Annotated in this window: 17 protein-coding genes; 5 read left to right on the forward strand and 12 right to left on the reverse strand. The window is 66.3% G+C overall.

Annotated elements, in window-relative coordinates; genetic code table 11:
* The first annotated feature begins 182 nt into the window (after positions 1–182).
* Complete coding sequence (locus ACFMO5_RS06005; protein ID WP_376791849.1) at positions 183–1,175, forward strand: threonine/serine dehydratase; 993 nt, start codon at positions 183–185, stop codon at positions 1,173–1,175.
* A 153-nt stretch (positions 1,176–1,328) separates the two neighbouring features.
* On the forward strand, positions 1,329–2,261 hold the full coding sequence (argF, locus tag ACFMO5_RS06010; RefSeq protein ID WP_376791850.1) for an ornithine carbamoyltransferase: 933 nt from the start codon (positions 1,329–1,331) through the stop codon (positions 2,259–2,261).
* A gap of 72 nt (positions 2,262–2,333) precedes the next feature.
* On the opposite strand, the gene ACFMO5_RS06015 is transcribed toward argF, so the two are convergent.
* The 7 genes from ACFMO5_RS06015 to ACFMO5_RS06045 all read right to left on the reverse strand — a co-directional run bounded on the left by ACFMO5_RS06015 (position 2,334) and on the right by ACFMO5_RS06045 (position 11,670).
* Positions 2,334–2,927, reverse strand: a complete 594-nt coding sequence (locus ACFMO5_RS06015; RefSeq protein ID WP_376791851.1) for a macro domain-containing protein — start codon at positions 2,925–2,927, stop codon at positions 2,334–2,336.
* Between the two features lie 127 nt (positions 2,928–3,054).
* Positions 3,055–4,281: a 23S rRNA (uracil(1939)-C(5))-methyltransferase RlmD gene (gene rlmD / locus ACFMO5_RS06020; RefSeq protein WP_376791852.1), complete on the reverse strand. Its 1,227-nt coding sequence runs from the start codon at positions 4,279–4,281 to the stop codon at positions 3,055–3,057.
* A gap of 19 nt (positions 4,282–4,300) precedes the next feature.
* The gene (locus ACFMO5_RS06025; protein WP_376791853.1) at positions 4,301–6,094 is read right to left on the reverse strand and encodes an amylo-alpha-1,6-glucosidase; all 1,794 of its coding nucleotides are present in this window, start codon (positions 6,092–6,094) and stop codon (positions 4,301–4,303) included.
* A 627-nt stretch (positions 6,095–6,721) separates the two neighbouring features.
* The gene (locus ACFMO5_RS06030; RefSeq protein WP_376791854.1) at positions 6,722–7,759 is read right to left on the reverse strand and encodes a type II secretion system F family protein; all 1,038 of its coding nucleotides are present in this window, start codon (positions 7,757–7,759) and stop codon (positions 6,722–6,724) included.
* A complete protein-coding gene (locus ACFMO5_RS06035; protein WP_376791855.1) occupies positions 7,756–9,012 on the reverse strand; it encodes a pilus assembly protein TadG-related protein in 1,257 nt (418 codons plus the stop codon). Before ACFMO5_RS06035 ends, ACFMO5_RS06030 begins: the two co-directional genes overlap by 4 nt.
* Positions 9,013–9,227: 215 nt before the next feature.
* On the reverse strand, positions 9,228–9,941 hold the full coding sequence (locus ACFMO5_RS06040; protein ID WP_376791856.1) for a nicotinate-nicotinamide nucleotide adenylyltransferase: 714 nt from the start codon (positions 9,939–9,941) through the stop codon (positions 9,228–9,230).
* A 37-nt stretch (positions 9,942–9,978) separates the two neighbouring features.
* Complete coding sequence (locus ACFMO5_RS06045) at positions 9,979–11,670, reverse strand: NAD(P)H-hydrate dehydratase (protein ID WP_376791857.1); 1,692 nt, start codon at positions 11,668–11,670, stop codon at positions 9,979–9,981.
* A 172-nt stretch (positions 11,671–11,842) separates the two neighbouring features.
* Here ACFMO5_RS06045 and ACFMO5_RS06050 point away from each other — a divergent pair, with 172 nt between their 5' ends.
* From ACFMO5_RS06050 to ACFMO5_RS06060, 3 genes are all read left to right on the forward strand, one after another.
* On the forward strand, positions 11,843–12,046 hold the full coding sequence (locus ACFMO5_RS06050; RefSeq protein ID WP_376791858.1) for a hypothetical protein: 204 nt from the start codon (positions 11,843–11,845) through the stop codon (positions 12,044–12,046).
* A 3-nt stretch (positions 12,047–12,049) separates the two neighbouring features.
* Entirely contained in the window at positions 12,050–12,235 is a 186-nt protein-coding gene (locus ACFMO5_RS06055) for a hypothetical protein (RefSeq protein WP_376791859.1), read from the forward strand.
* A gap of 406 nt (positions 12,236–12,641) precedes the next feature.
* Positions 12,642–13,028 (forward strand): ASCH domain-containing protein, encoded by a 387-nt coding sequence (locus ACFMO5_RS06060; RefSeq protein ID WP_376791860.1) that lies wholly within the window; start codon positions 12,642–12,644, stop codon positions 13,026–13,028.
* 21 nt (positions 13,029–13,049) lie between these two features.
* On the opposite strand, the gene ACFMO5_RS06065 is transcribed toward ACFMO5_RS06060, so the two are convergent.
* The 5 genes from ACFMO5_RS06065 to ACFMO5_RS06085 form a co-directional block, all read right to left on the reverse strand.
* Positions 13,050–14,969: a GNAT family N-acetyltransferase gene (locus ACFMO5_RS06065; protein ID WP_376791861.1), complete on the reverse strand. Its 1,920-nt coding sequence runs from the start codon at positions 14,967–14,969 to the stop codon at positions 13,050–13,052.
* Between the two features lie 33 nt (positions 14,970–15,002).
* Positions 15,003–15,695: a DNA/RNA nuclease SfsA gene (gene sfsA, locus ACFMO5_RS06070; protein WP_376791862.1), complete on the reverse strand. Its 693-nt coding sequence runs from the start codon at positions 15,693–15,695 to the stop codon at positions 15,003–15,005.
* A 44-nt stretch (positions 15,696–15,739) separates the two neighbouring features.
* The gene (queA, locus tag ACFMO5_RS06075; RefSeq protein WP_376791865.1) at positions 15,740–16,801 is read right to left on the reverse strand and encodes a tRNA preQ1(34) S-adenosylmethionine ribosyltransferase-isomerase QueA; all 1,062 of its coding nucleotides are present in this window, start codon (positions 16,799–16,801) and stop codon (positions 15,740–15,742) included.
* The gene (locus tag ACFMO5_RS06080; protein ID WP_376791863.1) at positions 16,779–17,399 is read right to left on the reverse strand and encodes a DUF3109 family protein; all 621 of its coding nucleotides are present in this window, start codon (positions 17,397–17,399) and stop codon (positions 16,779–16,781) included. The genes queA and ACFMO5_RS06080 overlap by 23 nt, the downstream gene beginning before the upstream one ends.
* A gap of 100 nt (positions 17,400–17,499) precedes the next feature.
* Positions 17,500–18,603, reverse strand: a complete 1,104-nt coding sequence (locus ACFMO5_RS06085; RefSeq protein WP_376791864.1) for an aminopeptidase — start codon at positions 18,601–18,603, stop codon at positions 17,500–17,502.
* Positions 18,604–18,807: the final 204 nt, after the last annotated feature.

The following is an 18,807-nucleotide window of genomic DNA, read 5'->3' on the forward strand; positions in this document are numbered from 1 at the left end:
TTTTATCCCTCCTCCCCACGGCCCTTCGGACCGTGGGGAGGAGGGATAAGGGGGGTCCTGCACATTGGGGAACGGAGATATCAACGCACTGAGTTGGGTGTGTCCATGGGATAGGGTAAGGACATCCATGGTAGGGGCACCTCTTGTAGGTGCCCTTTAATCTGATTCAAGGGATAGAACCTGTGGAAGCGTCCCTCCTGGCCCCTTCTCTGACGCAGATCCTGGAAGCGCGTCGCCGCCTGCGACCCGTGCTTCCCCCGACGCCGTTGCGGATGTTCCCCGGATTGAACCGGCGGCTTCGGAGCGAGGTCTGGCTGAAACTCGAAGCGTGGCAACCGACCGGCTCGTTTAAAGTCCGAGGCGCCCTGACCCGGCTGGCGCAGCTCACGCCAGAGGAGCGCGCGCGGGGCGTGGTGACGGCCTCCGCGGGCAACCACGGCCTGGCGGTTGCCTTCGCCGCCCAGACGCTGGGGGGGATCCCGGTGACCGTTTTCGTGCCGGAGACCGCCGCCCAGAATAAGATCCAGGCTTTGCAGGCTTTCGGGGTCGATCTGCATCGGGTCGGCCGGAGCTACGCGGAGGCCCATGAAGCCGCGCTGGCCTTCGCAGCCTCGACCGGCGTGTGTTACATTCATGCCTATGAGGATCCCTGGGTGGTGGCCGGCCAGGGCACCATCGCCCTGGAGATCCTGGAGGAGCTCCCGGAGGTGGATGCGGTGCTGGTTCCAGTGGGGGGTGGCGGGTTGATCAGCGGAATCGCCACGGTCTATCAGGCCCTAGCTCCAAAGACCCGGATCATCGGCGTGCAGACCGAGGCCTCCCCGGCCTTGGCGGCCTCGTTGCGGGATGGACGGCTTTACGCGGATTATCCGGCGGGCCCGACGCTGGCGGACGGCCTGGCGGGCGGTGTAGGGGCGCTGGCTTATCACTTGGCCTGTCAGGGAGCGATTCACGAAGTGACAGTGGTCCGGGAGGAGACGGTCTTGCGAGCCATCGGCCTGCTGGCGGTGGAGGTCCATCTGATTGCGGAAGGCTCCGGCGCGGTCGCCTTAGCGGCGCTCCTGGAGGATCCCGATCGCTGGGCCGGGCGGAGAGCAGTGCTCATCCTCTCGGGCGGTAACTTGGATGGAGAGATCCTGGAGCGGGCGGTCGCTGATTTCCTCCATAAACCTTGAGGGGGCGTCATTATTCAGCCTGGCCCCATTCGGTTTGAAGCTCTTGTGAAGGGGTGGAAGGAAAGCCCCCAGAAGAAAACCGGCCCCGCCCGGGGCGGGGAGTTGAACGGCTGCTCCTTCAGTCAAATTTCAACTCAAGGAGGGGGAACTTCGATGGGCGCTCTACGGCACTTCATCTCCCTGGCGGATTGGTCCCCTGAGGAGATCGAGGGGTTGATCCTAGAGGCCGCGCGGATGAAAGCGGATTGGAAGGCGGGGGTGCGCCCGCCGATCCTGGCGGGCAAAACCTTAGGGATGATTTTCGAGAAGCCCTCCCTGCGCACCCGCGTCTCCTTCGAGATGGCCATGCGTCATCTGGGCGGGGACGCGATTTACCTTTCCCCCCAAGAAGTCGGCCTGGGCAAGCGCGAGCGCGTGGCCGATGTCGCGCGGGTGCTCAGCCGGTATGTGGACGCCATTATGGCGCGTGTCTTCGCTCACTCCGTGTTGGAAGAGATGGCCCGCTACGCGACGGTCCCGGTCATCAACGGGCTTTCCGATGACGAGCATCCGTGTCAGGCCCTGGGGGATATGCTGACGGTTTACGAGAAAAAGGGAGGCTGGCGGGGGCTGAAGCTGGCCTTCGTGGGGGATGGCAACAACGTCGCCGCGGCTTTGCTTTACGCCTGCGCCATGCTCGGGATGGATTTCGCCATCGCGACCCCACCAGGATATATGCTGAAGGAGGCGGTCATCGAGCGGGGGAAGGCCTTCGCCGCCCGCAGCGGCAGCCGTCTGCTCTTCACGCACGATCCGGTGGAAGCCGTAAGGGATGCGGACGTGATTTACACCGACGTGTGGGCCAGCATGGGCCAGGAGGCGGAGGCGGAGATCCGGCGGCAGGTTTTCCCACCCTACCAAGTCAACGCCGCCCTGGTGGCGAAGGCGAAGCCGGACGTCATCGTGATGCACTGTCTGCCCGCCCATCGGGGTGAGGAGATCACCGACGACGTGGCGGACGGCCCCCACTCGGTGATCTTCGACCAGGCGGAGAACCGCCTCCACGCCCAGAAGGCCCTCTTGGTCCGCCTTTTGGCGGAAGGATAGGCTGCCTCGGCGAATAAGGCTGTGAGGGCGGGCCTTGTGCCCGCCCTCGAAGGGCACCCACAAGGGATGCCCCTACCCAATCGGGCGACCTTCAAACCGTTCCCGGAACGCGGCGAGGAAGGGACGCAGCGTGGCCTCGTCGAGGATCACGATCCGGATCTCCCGAGGCGGCTCCTCGGGATGGGCGGCGGCGAAGGCGGCGATGGTCTCCCAGAAGATCGGGGCCGCCCGCTCTTTCGGGAAGCCGAAGATCCCCGTGCTGATGGCAGGCATGGCGATCCGTTCGTAGCCGCGCTCCCGGGCTGCCTCCAGGGTGTTGCGGATCGCCTCGGCGAGCAGGCGGTCCTCCCCTTGGTCCCCGCCTGCCCACACGGGCCCGACAGCGTGGATGATGGCCCGGGCGCGGAGGCGCCCGGCCCCGGTCACCGCGACCCCGCCCACCGGGACCGGCCCGTGGCGCTGTACCCACTCGTCGCTCTCCGCCTGAATTCGGGGTCCCCCTTTCCGCACCAGCGCCCCGGCGACGCCGCCTCCGTGTTTCAGGTAGGCGTTGGCAGCGTTCACCAGGGCGTCCGCTTCTTCCTCGGTCAAATCCCCATGCACCAGGGCCACGCGATGACCCGAGGGAAGGATGGTTTCAGCGACCACCTGGTTCCTGGCACCCATCACTCCCATCCTTTCGATCTCCCGTTGGGTCATTGAGAATCCCGCTCACGTCAAGGGTCAGTGCCCTACTGCTTCTTCTTGGAGGGTATGGGATGGTGAGGATCAACGCCCCCAAATCCCCCATTCCTCATGTTTTCTCGAACAGCGACACCGTCTCGATATGATAGGTTTGCGGGAACATATCGAACGGCTGGACCACGTGCAGGCGGTAGCCGGCGTTCAGGAGCTGGCGGGCGTCGCGGGCGAGGGTCGCCGGATCGCAGGAGACGTAGATCCAGCGACGCGGGGCCAGCCGCAGGAGCGCTTCCAGCGCCTCTTTCGAACAGCCGGTCCGCGGCGGATCCACCACGACGACATCGAAGGGCCCCTCCAGCGTCGGCGCCAGCGCCTCAACGGTCCCCGCCAGGATCTCCACGTGTGGGAAGCGGGCGAGGTTGTGGCGGGCGTCGGCGGCTGCAGCTGGGTGCGCTTCAATGCCCACCACACGCTGAGCGAACGGGGCCAGGTGGGCGGCAAACAGCCCCACCCCGCAATAGGCATCTAAGACCGATTCCGTTCCGTGCAGGTCGGCCCATTCCACCACCTGATGGACCATCTGTTCGGCCATGGCGGTGTGGGTCTGGAAGAAGCTGGGAGCCGAGATGCGAAAGAGGAAACCGCCCACCTCCTCTGTGAGATAATCCAGACCGATCAGCGGAACAGCCTTCTCATCCACCGTCAGGAGGACGAGGGAGACCCGTAAATCCGTCTCCAAGATGGGCAGCTCATCCCCTTCCGTCTCGAAGATCACCATGCGATCCCCGGTGCGGACGCCGCAGCGCAGCGTGAGGCGCTGCAGATCCAGCCCTTCGATATCCAAGGCCTCATAGAGCTCCTGGAGCATGGGGTGGGCGATCCAGCACCGGGAGATAGGGACCACCCGGTGGGAGCGCATCGCCTGGAAGCCCAGACGACCGTCCGGGGAGGCCGAGAACTGGATCTGGTTCCGGTAGCCGAAGGGGTCCGGGCTGGGGATGGTGGGGCGGACGGGTGGGTCCTCGATCTTCCCGATGCGGCGCAGCTGATCCCGCACGATTTCCGCCTTCCAGCGGAGCTGAGCCTCATATTGCATGTGCTGGAAGTGACACCCGCCGCATTCCCCGAAATGGGGGCATGGGGGATCGACGCGCTCGGGGGCGGGGGAAAGGATCCTCTCGATCCGCCCCCGGGCATAGGAGCCCCGGTCCTCCGTCACCTCGACCTCCACGATCTCCCCAGGGATGCCGAAGGGCACGAAGATCACTTTGCCTTCGTGGCGGCCGATGGCTTCCCCGCCATGGGCCATTCGTTCTAAGGTCAGGCGGATGCGGGTCATGCGAGGTTCTCCAGCTCCCTTATGCGTTCAGCTCGCGGCTGGCCTCGATGGCCAGCTCGATGAACACGGCCGAGGTCCATCCGAAGATGGGGGCCGCCCGGGGTGGGCGCTCCCCGGTTTCCGGATGGTAATACTCATAGAGGTCCGGATGGCCCATGGCCAGCTCGAGGGTCCGCCGTCGGAGCTCTCGGGCAAGGTCCGGATATCCGCACCGGAACAAGCCCTCGATGAACAGGCGGTTGATGTTCAACCAGGTCGGGCCGCGCCACATCTGCTCCGGGTTGTAATGGGGATCGTCCATGGCCACGGTAGGGATCGGATACCTTGGCCAGAAGGATCGGGGATCGACGAGATGGGCGATCAGGCGCTCGACCATCGCGGGAGGGAGCCGGCCGGTGAGCAGTGGATAGAGGCTCAGGGGGGTCTTGATGCGAACGGGAGCCTCACCCCGCAGCGGCCAGAACAGGCCGGCCTCCTCATCCCACATGGCCTCGATGATCCGTCGGGTGAGGGCCTCCGCTTCGGCCCGCCAGCGCGCTGCGTCTTCCGGCTCCCCGATCACCTCCGCGATGCGAGCCAGGTGTTCCAGCTCGATCACCAGATAGGTGTTCAAATCCGGCGACTCCACCGGTACGCCCCCATCCCATACCGGGGAGTCGTCCCATCCGGAGGAATACGGATGGTTATACTGGCACAGGCCATCCCGGTCGTCGTCGTTCCGTTCGAACCACCAGCGGATCCAACGCACCAGAGGTTCGTAGATCTCGTCCAAAAAATCCCGATCCCCGCCCATTTCGTAGATCTTCCAGGCCGCCCACGCGATGATCGGCGGCTTGGTCACGTCGGCATCCACCGGGAAGGGAAGGTGGGTCACACGCCCTTCGTCGTGGACCGCGTCGGGGACCATCCCGTCCTCCCGCTGGTGGTCCAGCACGAGGCGGATCTGATCCTCGGCCAGCTTGAGGTCCACATAGCGGTAGGCCAGGGCGTGGAAGCAGGCGTCCCACTGCCAGACCCCCACATAGTGGATCTTACTGGGGGTCATCCCCTCGCGGGTCATATAGTAGCGGGGGGAGATCAGCCCAGCCCGCATCACCCACCAGGCGTAGTGATACTGGGGGGCCAGGTCTTCATCGACCCGCGGGGCGGCCGCGAACCAGTCGTGCCATCGGGCCTCCGCTTCCTGAAAGACCGGGAGGGCGGGGCGGATCGAGCGGTTGAACCCGAGACGGGGGGTGATGTTGAGCAGCACCGCCGCATCCGGCGTTGGCTCGACCATGAAGGTCACCCGGAAGAGGCCCGGGCCGGCGGATTCGATCTGGTTGTGCCGCAGGCGGGCGTTGGTCGTGTAACACAGGTTCCGCACCCCCCGCAGGATCCCACCCCGGCGGTCGGCCCGGGCGGTCTCCGCCTGGGCGATGAATTGGATCCCGATCGCCTCGGGGGGCAGGGTGATGTAAAGCGCTTCTGGATCGTTGAAGGTCATCCCAATGATCCCCTGAGGGGTGCGGAAGAACACCGCGTGGGGGTAGGTGGTGAACGTGGCGGGGAGCGGCTCGCCGTCGGGGCTGAGAAAGACCAGGCGCTCCACGATGGGCCGGCGCTGGCGATAGTCCCCGAATTTCTCCTGCTGCTTCTCCCACCGTTCCGCCAGCTTGATGAACAACCCGGGCACCCCGGGTCGCAGGTCCTCGGCGAAGACCATCATGCGCGAAGACCGCTCGCTGAACGGCACGCGGTAAAGATCCACCCGTCCTTTCAACAGACGGCAGAACAGACTCCTGGGCTCCTCCCATCCGATTGGGAACGCCATAGAACGCCTGATCCTCCCCGCTCCAGGTGGTCGCTCCATTCGGTACAGTGATGGTCATTTTTCCTCGTGGGGTGCGGGCCGCCTTCGACGGCTCACACCCCACGAGGAAATCAATTTCCCCCCGTGCGGCTTTGCCCCACAGGGGAAAGGGGGTGGGACCATTCCACTCCCCGCGTAGCCCCCTTGAATTTGGGACCCTTGGAGCTCGCCACTACTGGAAGGGGTGGCTGCCAGCTCCAAGATCAAGGGGGTTTCGATTGTGCGACCCCTTCCCCCGGATTATAGAGAGGTGCGGCCAGCGGTCAACTTTTTGAGCGAGTGGGCGCCCCGACGAATTAGGGCGCGCAGAGGGCTTTTCTCCCCATCTGAGGCCGGGGGGAACGGGGGCTTGTAATATGAGAGGGAAACGGGCGCTGATGAAGCTTGAAAAATTAACTCGCCCGCACGGAACGTGGAGATTGATTTTTTGAGTTTCATCAGTGCCTGTCCCGTGCGTTCGTCCCAGAACGGGCCTCCACCCGCCGAATGGCTCGTGAAAGATGCTCACCGCCATTGGATGCCGTGCGAACTGGGGGTCCAGCGCCCGTGTCGCGGGTCTCCACCCGTTGCGGCTCCCACGTCATTGGTTCACAGGCTCACGCGCATCGTTCGACGGATTACCAGGAAGCCCAAGAGGACCAGCACGAGGATCAACCCGAGCAGGGCGTAGCCCGCGAGGCCGCTGGTGAAGAAGCGCATCATGTAGCGCCGGTTGAGAGGGAACAGGACCAGCCACAGGAGGACCGGGAGGGCCGTTAAGATCTGGGCACTGAGGCGGTAGGAGGCAGTCAACACACGGATCTCGTTTTGGATGTGGACCCGATCACGGATCCGGGCTGCCACCATTTCCAGGAACTCCGGGAGGTTCCCCCCAACCTGCTGGTTGATTTGGATGGCCGTGATGGCCAGCGATAGGTCCTCGCTGGGCACACGGGTCCGCATGTGTTCCAAGGCCTCGGAGATCGAGAAGCCTAGCTGGATCTCCAGCAGCGCCCGCCGGAACTCCTCCGCGATGGGAGGCGGGAACCCGCGGGCGATCTGTTCAAAGGCCGTATATAGGCTGCCGCCGGATTGAAGGGTGTGGGCGATGAGGCGCAGGGCGTCCGCCAGCTGGGCCTCCAGGCGCCGCCGGCGCGCCTCACGGCGGTGGCGCAGGAACAGAAAAGGCAGCGCCCCGCCCCCGAGAATGCCCAGCAAAACAAAGCCTGGGAGCCGATAGATCCGGTGTCCAACCCAGGCTCCTAAGGCCATCAGCCCCAGGGTGAGCCCGATCCACTCCGCAGGGTGCCAGGGGAGATCGGCCTCGCGGAGCAGCCGGCGGAGGCGGCGTTCGGCCTGCCGCCTGACCCCCCAGAGCGCTGTCCATCGCGCGGCGAGCCACGCCGCGCATCGGGCCACGCGGTCACGTGCCCAGCTCAGCGCTTGCTCTGTCTCCGGATTGGGGGCGGTCTCGAGACCCCATACCAACGAAGCCCAGCGGGGGGGCTCTCCTACAGGCGTCGCCTCGACGGACATCGAGACCTCCGGCGGGGCCTCGTCCGCTTCTTCCAGGCCGAGGAGCCACCACGTCAGCAGAAGCCCGATGATCCCGAATCCGACTCCCAGGATCAGCGCCGCGCCGATCATCGCAGCAGCTCCACCCGCGCGATCCCCACCGGGCATGTGGTGGGATCGAAGGTTAGATCCAGCGTCCCGCCGTTGAGACGGAGCGCCCGGCCGTAGATCGCACCGCGATCGGATCGGGCCTGAGCGCCCGTGGAGAGGGTCACCGCTCCCCCGTTCGCCAAGATCAGCCCCTGCCATGTAAAACCGTGTTTAGAGGGTGTGGTGATCGTGATGGCCCGGCCCGCCACCAGTAGAGGGGCGCCCCATTGAGGATCGTTAAAGGGCGGGGAGAGATCATAAGGGCTGTCTGAGGAGAGGATGAGCGATCCAACGGCGGCGAGGGTGACCTTTGCCCGAATCTGCCCGCCCCTCTGGCTCCGGATCACTTGGGCGTCCCCCTCCAGGTAATACAAGCCATCCCACAAGCGGACCCGTTGGGCTGTAAGACACTGATTGGGGGAGGGTTCCGCCGCTCCCTCATAGTGTGCGTCCAGCACAATCGGCTGGCTGGGATCCTGGGGGCGTATACAGTAACGCCCACCGGGATAGGCGTTCCACAGGGGGCCGCCGGGGGCGAAGTCGCTCACCGTGTAGAGGGCGGGGAGGGGCTGGTAGGGCGCTTGGGTCGGCCTGTCCCTGCATTCCACCCCAGTGATGTCCGCGCTCCTGCCATATTCGCACGGCCCTTGGATGGCACCGGCCCTTCCAAGGGTGAGGTCGCCTCCCGCGTGGACTCCCCCCGCCTGTATGCCAAGCCACCCGAAATCCGCCTGCAAATCGTTCTCCGCGAACAGGGCGAAGGCGCACGCCGGGGGCAGACGGTAGACCGCCGTCGCCAGGGCTCGGACCTCCATGGGATCGAACCCGAAGACGCCGGCGAAGAAGGCGTCGAAGCGGTTGATGACCGTGGCCCGCACGCCCCGGGCGTTCTCGGGGATCGTCCCAGCGCCCACGGGGGCGATCGGGTTTCCGTTTTCGTCCATGTATTCCGCTTCGAAGCGGTTGGGCTGGCCGTCCACGTTGAAGGCCCCGTGGGCGTCGATGGCCTCGCGGAGGGCAAGGAGGAGGTCGGCTTCGCTCCCGCCCTGGCGTCGGATCTCATAAAGCCGGCGGGTGGCAGAGAGGGCGGCTGCGTCGGCGGCGTTCTGAGCCCGCCGCCGCTGGGCGTAGGCGTTTCCCCCGTCGATCGCCAAGGCCAGCAACGCCAGCATCCCCGCGAACGCGAGGGCCAGCAACACCAGCGCCTGTCCACGTCCCTTGATCCCCCCGCCCACCGGCTTCCTCCCGCTGCCCGCCCAGGTCAGAAAATTCAGTCCTTGTTGTATTGTAGAGTCCTTGCAGCGATCAGAGGGTAGGACTAAGGTCACAGCGTGCCGCGGGGCCAACGGACCGAAAACCCCATCCGGCGATTGTTCGGATGCGGAATAGTGCTTCGTTATCTGTCTATGGGGAAACAAGGCACTGGCCGAGCTGGGCGACTTCAGAGCCGTTATAGGGAGCCCTCCTTCCGACGGGCCAGCTTCGGGAGGATCTCCGAGGGCACCAGATCCACGATCGGCTCCCCATGCATCAGGCGCCGGCGAACCTCAGAGGAGGACACCTCCGCGAGGGCCGGCGGAAGCTGGAGGAAGTCGATACGCGCCCGGTAAGGGGCCCGCGCAGGGTCCTGGAGGAAGCGCTCCAGGGAAGGGAGATCCCAAGGCGGACGGGGGGCGACAAGGAGGCGCGCCGTCTGGAAGAAGCTTTCTAAGGCAGCCTCCATAGGGATGTCCGGGTAATACTGGGGATCGAACAGGCGGATCAGGGTGTCGCCTCCCAGTAGGAAGAAGAGCTCTGGGGAGGGTCCCACCGCGGCGCGGAGTGCCTGCGCTTTCTCGAAGAACCGGGCGCGGTTGCAGAGGGCCACGCTCCAGGAGGGACGGCCCCGGGCGATGGTCCGCAACATCTCCAGGCGCTCCGGCAGTCCGAAGCCCGCCGGCGGTTTCTCTACATGAATGATAGCCAGTAAGAGCACCCCCTCCTCCAGGTGGAAGGCCCCCTGGGCGGCCTCGAGCAGCGCGACATGGGCGCGGGTAGGTGGATTGAATGAGGCGGAAAGGATCCCAATCCGCCGGGCATCCGGGCGCGCCCGATGGATCCAGCGCCATTGCGGGGGAGCCTGAGGGTCTAAACCTTCCAGCTCTGGGATCCGGTTCCCGTGCATGGGGTGTCCCCTGGGAGCGGACGCAAGACGGAAGGCCCTATTCCCCTTTCAGGGCGCGAAGCGCGGTGGGAAGCCGGGGGATGAGATCCCCGGCCAGCACCCCGGCGGATCCGATCTCCCGGCGCGCCAGCTCCCCGGCGAGGCCGTGGAGATAGGCGCCCAGGGCCGCTGCCTCAAACGGGCCCAGCCCCTGTGCCCGCAGCCCGGCGATCGCCCCTGCCAACACATCCCCGGTCCCCGCCGTGGCCATCGCCGGGTTGGCGAAAGGCAGCACCAGTGCCCGGCCGTCCGGGGCGGCGACCACCGTGAACGCGCCCTTCAGCACCACCACGTGCCCCCAAGCCTGCGCGAACTGTCGAGCGATCCCCACACGGTCCTGCTCGATCGCCCCCTTCTCCAACCCGGTCAGCCGGGCCATCTCCCCCGGATGGGGGGTGAGGATCGCCGGTCCGGGCAGCCGGGCCGCCCAGTCCTTCGCCTGGGCGATGGCGTTCAGCCCATCGGCGTCCACCACCAAGGGCGGCCAGGTAAAGGAAGGGGGTGCTGGCTTCGTCGTTTCTTCCTCCTCGATGTGAAAGCCCAGGCGGCCCCGCCGGGCTGCGCGCTCCATCCCGAACATCCCGTGCACAAAGGCCACCGCTTCTTTCTCCTGGGTCAGGCCGGGCCCCAGCACCATCGCCGCGTAGCCCTCGACGGCCTTGGCAAGGACCTCAACGGCGTCCGGGATCAGGACGCCGAGCTCGTCCGGCAACAGCACATAGGTGATCTCGGTGGTCTTCGCCGCCAGGACCGGGTAGATGGTTCGTGGGATGGCCAAGGTGACCCATCCGGCGCCGGCCCGGGCCGCCGCCTGGGCGGCCAGCCATGGGGCGCCGGGGTAATTCGTGGAGCCGGCCACCACCGCCACCTTCCCGAAGGTGTTTTTATGGGCGTCCGCCGGGCGCGGTGGGCACCACCCCTGCGCGGTGGCGGCGTCCATCACCTCGAAAGCGCCCTCCGGCACCCACTTCGGCTCGATCCCGATGTCGGCCACAACGAGCTCCCCGACCGCGTGGGCCGCTGGGAACCGGAAGTGCCCTACCTTGGGATACGCGAAGGTCACCGTGAGGTCGGCGTGGAAGGCGTGGGGATCCAGTTCCCCGGTGTCGTAGTTCATCCCGGTCGGCCCGTCCACGGCCACCAGCCACGGCTCAGGACGGGCAGACGAGACGCCAAGGGGTGGAACGAGCGGAACGCCCGGGGCGAAGAACGAGGTGGGCCACGGCCGCCGGTCGCTGACCTCCGCGCGCACCGCTTGAAGCATCCGGAGGAGGTCTCCCTCCAGCGGGCGGGTGGTCCCGGTCCCCAGCAGCGCGTCCACGATCACTGCTGCGCTCCGGGCCCAAAGGCGCAACACCCGCCATGTGCGGTCGTCCGCCGCTTGGGCGATGAAGCAGCCCGCCGCTTTCGCGGCTTGGAAAACAGGATCGGTCTCCTCCCGCGGCTTCAGCAGGTAGCAGGCGACCTCCGCGCCAGCCTCTTTCAGGAAACGGGCGGCGGTCAGGCCATCGCCGCCGTTGTTCCCCGGCCCGACCAGGATCAAGATCCGGCGGCCCTGGACGGACATCCGCCGCATGATCTCCGCGGCCACCGCCTGGCCGGCTCGCTCCATCATCCGTGCGTAGGTGTGACCGGCCGCATCGGCGGCCGCTTCCGCCTGGCGCATCTGAGCCACTGTCAGCACCCGCATCCCTCGTCTCCTATCCCGCGATGTGGTCCTGGAGCTATCGTACAATATACGCGAAAAGCTTGGAGATCGCTTGAAGGCTGTGGAGAGCTCCACCGTTATCCGGTTCGCATTCCAGGCTGCCTCGGGATCGTCCGGTCGGACAAAGCGGGGTAAAATCCCTGTGGAGGCGGTGATGGCGTTCACGGTAGAGGACTTTCAAGATCTCCTGGCGTTGCTGCGGGAACATCCCGATTGGCGCCAGCAGCTATGGGCGCTGCTGGCCTCCGAGGAATTGTTGCGCCTGCCGGGGGAGGTGAAGGCCTCCCGAGAGGAACTCCGGGTTTTCCGGGACGAGGTCTCTGCCGCTTTCCGGAAGGAGACGGAGGAACGCTTCTGACAAGTGGAAGCGCAGATCGCGGCCTTAGCCGAGGCGCAGCGATGGCATTATGAGGAGTTCGCGGCCCTGCGCCGGGAGTTCGAGGAACACCGGCGGGAGTTTGAGCTCCTGAGGAACGATGTGGGGATCCTGAAGGACAACGACCTCCGGCGCCGCTACGGGGAGCGCGCCGTCGCTTACTTCGGCTAGCCGGACTTCCGCCGGATCCACGTTCTCTCCGCTCAAGAGGTGACGGAAGCGCTAAGGCGGGCCCTGCGCGTCAAGGCGATCTCCCCCCGGGGCCTTCGAAGACGCCCGGCTGACGGACATCGTGATTCAAGGCCAGCGTAAAGTGGGCGGTAGACCGTGGGGACGTGGAGCGGGCGGTTCGCCGGGTGGGGATTTTCCGGAAAGCCCCGGGGGAGGTCTGGCCGGGGGTGGCGGGTGCCCGATTCACCGAGGGGGCCCGCGAGCCCATCCAGCCGATGAAGGAGGCGGGCCAACCGATTGTGGTGGCTCAGGATGGCCAGGTGGACTGGCCCGGAGGAGGTTGAGAGGAAAAGCTCCCTCTTTTCGGATCCATAAGCATCCGTTACTCGAGAGGGGGGAATGGGGTATGCGCCCCGAACTGGGGTTGATCGTGCGAGAGCCTTACGCGACCTACATCGTCTCCGGGGAGAAACCCTGGGAGATCCGCCGCTATCCCACCCACATCCGGGGGCGTATCGGAATCATCAGCCCGCGGGGATGGATCGGCACCGCCGTGTTGGCAGAGATCCGGGGGCCGGTCCCCTTGGAGGTCCTGCGGCGGCAGATCGCCCGACACCGCGCTGACCCCGCCTTCCTGGAGGCCTATGCGCGGGGACGACCCCTTTATATCTGGGTGTTCACGGACCCCCAGCAGTTCCCGGAGCCGATCCCCATTCACCGCCCCCGTGGGCCGGTGGTCTGGATCCGGCTGGAGGAGGCGCTGGGGGAAAGAAAACCAGGCCGCCGGCGGTAAGCAGCGGGACGGGGTGCGGATTCAGTCGCCGCGGGCGGACACCCGGAGGAGGCCGTAGCCGAGGGTGAGGGTGAGGTCCGGCTCCAGGCCCTGCACGACCTCCGGGCGATGGGTGGCGGCGATGAGGGTGATGCCGTGCTGGCGGCAGAGGGCCGCCACTTTGCGGGCCACCCGCAGCGCCATCTGGGGATCCAGATGGGCCGCGAACTCATCGATGAGCAGAAGGTTCGGCCGTGCGGCCAGCAGGTAGGCGATGCGAGCGCGCTCCTTCTGGCCGGTGGAGAGCTCCCAGAACCGCGCCCGGTAAAGCACCGCGTCGGCGATCCCGGCCACGTTCAAGACCTCGATGGCCAGCACCTCATCCCCGGTCAACCGGTAGATGGCCTCCAGGATCGTCTCCCCGCCGAAGTCCGGCTCGATCTCCCCCGGCAGGTAGGCGGCTACCTGCACGTTCTCCGGCAGCTCGATGATCCCGGACTGGGCCCGATACAGGGGGTCCTGGCGCCCGGCTGCGGCGCCGTAGATCAGCCGCAGCAGGGTGGTCTTCCCCGCCCCCGAGGCGCCGATCACGGCCACGATCTGCCGCGGGTGGATGGTCAGCGAGGCATCCTTCAGCACGATCTTCTGGATCGTTCGCTCGTGCACCCCGAAAGCCTCCAGGACTTCCTGGAGCGGAGGGGCAATGCCGCTCAGGCGGAGGGTGCTCTCATAGCGGTAGGTGACGTGGCGCAGGCGGATCGGCCCGGCCAGCGGCTCGATGGGACGAAAGGCGGGGCGGTAGAGCTTCCCGCGGTGCGTCTGGGCTACGGGATCGGTCTCGTAGAACCGCTCCAGGCAGCGGGCTGCCTCCTCCTCCAGCGGGTAGACCAGCACCGGCCGCCCGGAGGCGGTGTCCCCGAGGTAGCGGAATCCCGCCCGCTCCATAAAGGGGTTGTAGCGGGCCATCTGGGCGATGGTCTCCAGGACCGCCTTCGGACGCCGCATCTCCGGGACGCGGCGCTCCCGGATCCAGCGGATGGCTGCCCGCAGCGCCAGTTGCCCCAGACCCTCCGCCCGGTAATCCGGATGAACCACCACCCGGGCCAGGCGGGCCCCCCGGGTGTCGCAGATCTTCAGCGCGATCTCCTGGGATTCCCACCACAGGTCGAAGGGCGAGAGGTCCGGCCGCTGCCGCCTCAGCTCCTCCTCCAGGCGCTCCGGCCAGAACGAAGGCTCGAACCAATCCGCGGGGAAGACCGCCTGCCGTAGGTTCGGCTGGATCGTGCCATCCGGCAGGCGGCGGTGCATCATCAGGATCGGGGGGTCGATGCGCACGTAGCCGATGTAAAGCGGCTCATACGGCATCCGGTCCTCGAGGAGCAGCACCAAGAAGCGGGAGGCGCGGGTGGCGTCCTTGAGGTCGCCGAAGCGCATCGGGCGGCGGCAGCGCGGGCAGAGCGGCCGGGCGTTGGCCTCCGCCCACGTTCGATCCTCCGGGCACCACCAGCGGGCGAGGATCTCCGCCTCCGAGGCGTAGTGGTGCTGCTCTAGATCCACGATGGCCTCGAAGTCTGACTCCAGGCCCGCTTCCCGGGCGAGCACCGTGTAGCGATAGAGTGGGGTAGGGGAGAGCGGGGAGGAGCGTTCTAGGACGAAGCGCTCCCGGTAGAACGGCCAGATGGGGACGGCCTCGCCGTCCACGACCCGCCACAGCGCGTAGGCGTCAAAGGTCAGCGCCTGGGGATCGGCCTGCGGCTGCAGAGCGACGAGGACCTCCTCCCCCGGCCGGAACCACTGGGCGATGGTCCCGGTCATCGGCAGGCGCAGGCGTCCCGCTTTCCCCTCCACCTCCAGCACCCCGAACCAGCGATATCGGAAGCGGTCCATCCGGACACCCAGGACCCGGTAGGGCTTCCCCTCCGCCAGCGCGGCAAGCGGCTCAGCAGCCGGCTTTTCTATCATCGCGGTCCCTCCTGCCGATGGGGGATCCCTTGATCACCGATCCAGGATCACCGGGATTGGATCAACGAGGCGGATCTCCTCCAGCGAGACGTGGCACCGATAAGCCATGGCCTCGACCCCGCAAGCGACGGCGGTCCGCAGGATCTCCCCGAAGGCCGGATCGGCGACATCGTGGGGGCGGAAGGCCTGGGCATCCGGGCGCTGCACAATGAAGATGATAAAGGCTCGGGCGCCGTCCATGCGCGCGGCCATTAAGGCGTTCACATGGCGACGCCCTCGTTCGGTGGGCGCATCCGGGAACAGCCCCGTTCCTTCCTCCACCAGCGTGACGCTCTTGACTTCCACGTAAGCCACGCCGTGCGGGCCGGAGAGCCGGAAATCCACTCGACCCTCCCCCAATGGGACCTCCGCATCCAGGGTGGTGTAAGACTGAAAAAGGGGAAGCTCACCTTTCTGCCATGCCTCCCGGAACAAGAGATTAGGCACCCGTGCGTCGGCGGAGACGAGGACCCCGTTGGGCAATCCCACCACCTGAACATCGTATTGGGTTCGCCGCCGGCCCTCCCGCCGGGCCATCCACACGGGATAACCGGGAACCAGGAGCTCGCGCAGGCGGCCGGAGTTCGGCAGGTGCGCGCGCACCCGCTGCCGTCCGACGCGCACTTCCACGGCGAACCGATTCAGGCGCTGTAGGAAGGATGCCTGGACCAAGGGCGGCCAACGCATCGTCGGAGATCCCGGGAGAGAAAGGGAGCCTGTCCATTCCCTGATTAGAGGATGAGCATGGCGTCGCCGAACGAGTAGAACCGGTAGCCTTCGGCGATGGCGATCTGATAGGCCTCGCGCATCAGGTCGTAGCCCATGAAGGCGGCCACCAGGAGCAACAGCGTGGAGCGGGGGAGGTGGAAATTGGTGATCAAGGCATCCACCGCCCGGAACTGGAATCCGGGGTAAATGTAAAGGTCGGTCTCCCCCTCGAACGGCCCAACCACTTGCCCAGGGCAGGCGGTGTCGGGCGAGCATCCCAGCCCGCGGCGGGCGGCCGTCTCCAGGACCCGCACCACCGTGGTGCCCACCGCGACGATCCTCCCTCCCTCCAACCGCGTGCGGTTGATGAGCTCGGCCGCCTCCACGGGAAGCGCGCACCATTCTCGGTACAGCTTGTGCTCCCGCACGTCATGGGCCGTGATGGGCCGGAAGGTGTCCAAGCTGATATGGAGCGTCACGAAGGCGAAGCGGACGCCGTGATCCCGTAGACGGGCCAGCAGCTCGGGGGTGAAATGCAGCCCCGCCGTCGGCGCGGCCGCGGAGCCAGGGACCCGGGCGTAGACGGTCTGGTAGCGTTCCGGGTCATGAAGCGGCCGCCGGATGTACGGTGGGAGCGGGATCACTCCGAGCCGCTCCAGCCACCCCTCCAGGGGAGCGGAGAACCGGAGCAGGCGGAGGGGACCTTCACCCTCGGTCTCCACCTCCGCGTAGAGGTCAACCGGCCGGTTGCCGGAGAGCAGCTGCAGGCGCACGCCGGGGCGGATGTGGCGGCCCCGCGCCATCGCCCACCAGCGCTCCGGGTCCACCCGGCGCACCAGCAGCAGTTCCACTCGCCCCCCGGTCGGCTTGATCGCGAACAGGCGCGCCGGGATCACCCGGGTGTCATTGAACACCAACAGGTCCCCGGGCCGCAGGTAGTCCACGATCTCCCGGAAGATCCGGTGCTCGATCCGCCGGGTCGCCCGATGCACCACCATCAGCCGCGAGGCATCCCGTGGCTCCACCGGGGACTGGGCGATCCGCTCCGGCGGCAGCTCGTAGTCATACGCCTCCAGGCTCAGGATGTCCTTCGGCTCCATAGCGGGCCCGGTAGAGCTCCAGAAGGGTCTGGAATCCTTCCTCCCCCAACACCCATTTCACCTCCTGATCAAAGACCATAAACAGCGGACGTGCTTCTTCAGCAGGTTGCTGGCAGGAGGCCTCCGCGTACAGCTCGTTTTCATCATCCAGGATCAGCTGGCCTTCCCATAAGGTGAGTGGGTAGAGCGCGCAATGCAGCGGTTTCAGGGCCCAGGGGTGCATGCCCGCCTCGGCAGCGGCGACCTGAAGGCTGCAGCGCCCATCATCTAACAAGAAGACGCAGGCCTGGCCGAGCGGGTGGGAGGGGTTCTCGATGACCGTGGTGCCCACCCAGTATCCCGCGGGGGGCGTGTCGTCCCACTCCGGCTCCGGATCGAACCATCGTGTCTCGTCGTGCCGCTCGGGCGGCAGGACCCTTTTGATCAGCTCCGCGTGGCGGAGGATCTCATCCCGCTGCTCCACCCGTACCCATACCCCGTAGGCACAGCAACGGCCCCGGCAGTAAGCAGGGCCGCATCGCTGGACCGGCCGGGGCTCCAGTAAACGGGGATCCACTCGAAGCCCACGGATCTCGATCTCCATGGATCCCCTCCTGAGGATATGTCCTGGCAAATTTTTCGGGTGTGTGGCGCTCGTTTGGAGGGCATCCGCTCTTTCAGGCACTGGCCCCCACCTCTCTCGCTCAACCGATCATGAACTTCCCATCTCGATAGAGGACCTCCCCATCCACCACGATCTCCCCCTCCTTCAAATCGCAGATCATATCCCAATGGATGGCGGATTGGTTGGTCCCGCCGGTCTCCGGATAAGAGGCCCCCAGGGCGAGGTGGAAGGTGCCTCCCAGCTTTTCGTCAAACAGGATGTTGCGGGTGAACCGTCGGATGGCGAAGTTCGTGCCGATGCCCAGCTCGCCCAGCCGCCGCGCCCCTTCATCTGTTTCCAGCATCCGGTGCAGGAAAGCCTCGTTCTTCCGCGCCGTCGCTTTCACCACTTTCCCGCCTTCGAACACCAGCTCCACGCCGTCCACTTCGCGGCCGCCGTAGAGAGCTGGATACGTGAAGCGCACCCAGCCCTCGGTGACGGTCTCCTCCGGGCCGGTGAAGATCTCCCCGTCCGGGAAATTGTGACGGCCGTCAGCGCTGATGAAGACCCGCCCCTCGATCCCGAGCACTAAATCGGCATGGGGGCCTCGGATGTGGATCCGTCGGCGCCCTTTCAGCCATTCCACCAGCCGTTCTTGCAAGGCCGCCTGCTCCCGCCAGCGGGCGACCGGATCTTCATCGTTCAACCAGCCCGCCTCGTAGACGAATTCCTCGAACTCGTGGAGGCCCATCTCGGCCTCCTGGGCGTAGGCTTCGGTGGGATACAGGGTGAGGACCCAGCGCAGTTCTCCGCGGGCCGCCCGTTCCATATACACGCGGGTGAGATCCCGTCGCGCGGCTGAGAATTTCGCCTGCTTAGCCGGATCCACATTGCTCAGGGATCGGGTGTTGGTCTCGCTCAGCACGCTGATGATCACATCGAAGGTTTCGGTGACCAGGCGATCGATGGGCGAGACGAACGTCAGCTGGGGTTCCTCCGCCACCCGGTAGAAGATCTCCGCCGCCCCCGGCAGGGAGACCAGCAGATGAGGATATGCGCCCCGCTCCAGGGCCTGTCGGTAGATGGTGAGCAGGAGCGGCGCAGCCGCCGGCGTGCCCCGGATCGCCACCTTATCCCCGGGCTTCACCGCCGTCGCATAATCCACGAGCACCCGGGCCCACTTCTCCAGACGCGGATCGCTCATTGTGCACCTCGATGGTAGAGATGTGGAGTTTCCAAAATGTCCACCCACCCTCTTGGGAGCTGCGAACCGCCTTCTGGGGGATCAGAACCGCACGCCCCAATCCCGATGAAAACGAACAGCTTGATCTCAAGAAGGAATTATAACGCGGATAAGGACGCGATCCAGCCGGGAACCCCAACCCTATAAAGTGCGGGCCGCGTGAGC

It is taken from the genome of Thermoflexus sp. (genome assembly GCF_042408365.1).
Lineage (GTDB): Bacteria > Chloroflexota > Anaerolineae > Thermoflexales > Thermoflexaceae > Thermoflexus.

What these genes read in the sequence shown, in the direction of transcription:
- argF (WP_376791850.1), top strand. Translation starts at nt 1,329, where the DNA reads ATGGGCGCTCTACGGCACTTCATCTCCCTGGCGGATTGGTCCCCTGAG.
- ACFMO5_RS06015 (WP_376791851.1), bottom strand. Translation starts at nt 2,927, where the DNA reads ATGGGTGCCAGGAACCAGGTGGTCGCTGAAACCATCCTTCCCTCGGGT.
- rlmD (WP_376791852.1), bottom strand. Translation starts at nt 4,281, where the DNA reads ATGACCCGCATCCGCCTGACCTTAGAACGAATGGCCCATGGCGGGGAA.
- ACFMO5_RS06025 (WP_376791853.1), bottom strand. Translation starts at nt 6,094, where the DNA reads ATGGCGTTCCCAATCGGATGGGAGGAGCCCAGGAGTCTGTTCTGCCGT.
- ACFMO5_RS06030 (WP_376791854.1), bottom strand. Translation starts at nt 7,759, where the DNA reads ATGATCGGCGCGGCGCTGATCCTGGGAGTCGGATTCGGGATCATCGGG.
- ACFMO5_RS06040 (WP_376791856.1), bottom strand. Translation starts at nt 9,941, where the DNA reads ATGCACGGGAACCGGATCCCAGAGCTGGAAGGTTTAGACCCTCAGGCT.
- ACFMO5_RS06045 (WP_376791857.1), bottom strand. Translation starts at nt 11,670, where the DNA reads ATGCGGGTGCTGACAGTGGCTCAGATGCGCCAGGCGGAAGCGGCCGCC.
- ACFMO5_RS06050 (WP_376791858.1), top strand. Translation starts at nt 11,843, where the DNA reads ATGGCGTTCACGGTAGAGGACTTTCAAGATCTCCTGGCGTTGCTGCGG.
- ACFMO5_RS06060 (WP_376791860.1), top strand. Translation starts at nt 12,642, where the DNA reads ATGCGCCCCGAACTGGGGTTGATCGTGCGAGAGCCTTACGCGACCTAC.
- ACFMO5_RS06065 (WP_376791861.1), bottom strand. Translation starts at nt 14,969, where the DNA reads ATGATAGAAAAGCCGGCTGCTGAGCCGCTTGCCGCGCTGGCGGAGGGG.
- sfsA (WP_376791862.1), bottom strand. Translation starts at nt 15,695, where the DNA reads ATGCGTTGGCCGCCCTTGGTCCAGGCATCCTTCCTACAGCGCCTGAAT.
- ACFMO5_RS06080 (WP_376791863.1), bottom strand. Translation starts at nt 17,399, where the DNA reads ATGGAGATCGAGATCCGTGGGCTTCGAGTGGATCCCCGTTTACTGGAG.
- ACFMO5_RS06085 (WP_376791864.1), bottom strand. Translation starts at nt 18,603, where the DNA reads ATGAGCGATCCGCGTCTGGAGAAGTGGGCCCGGGTGCTCGTGGATTAT.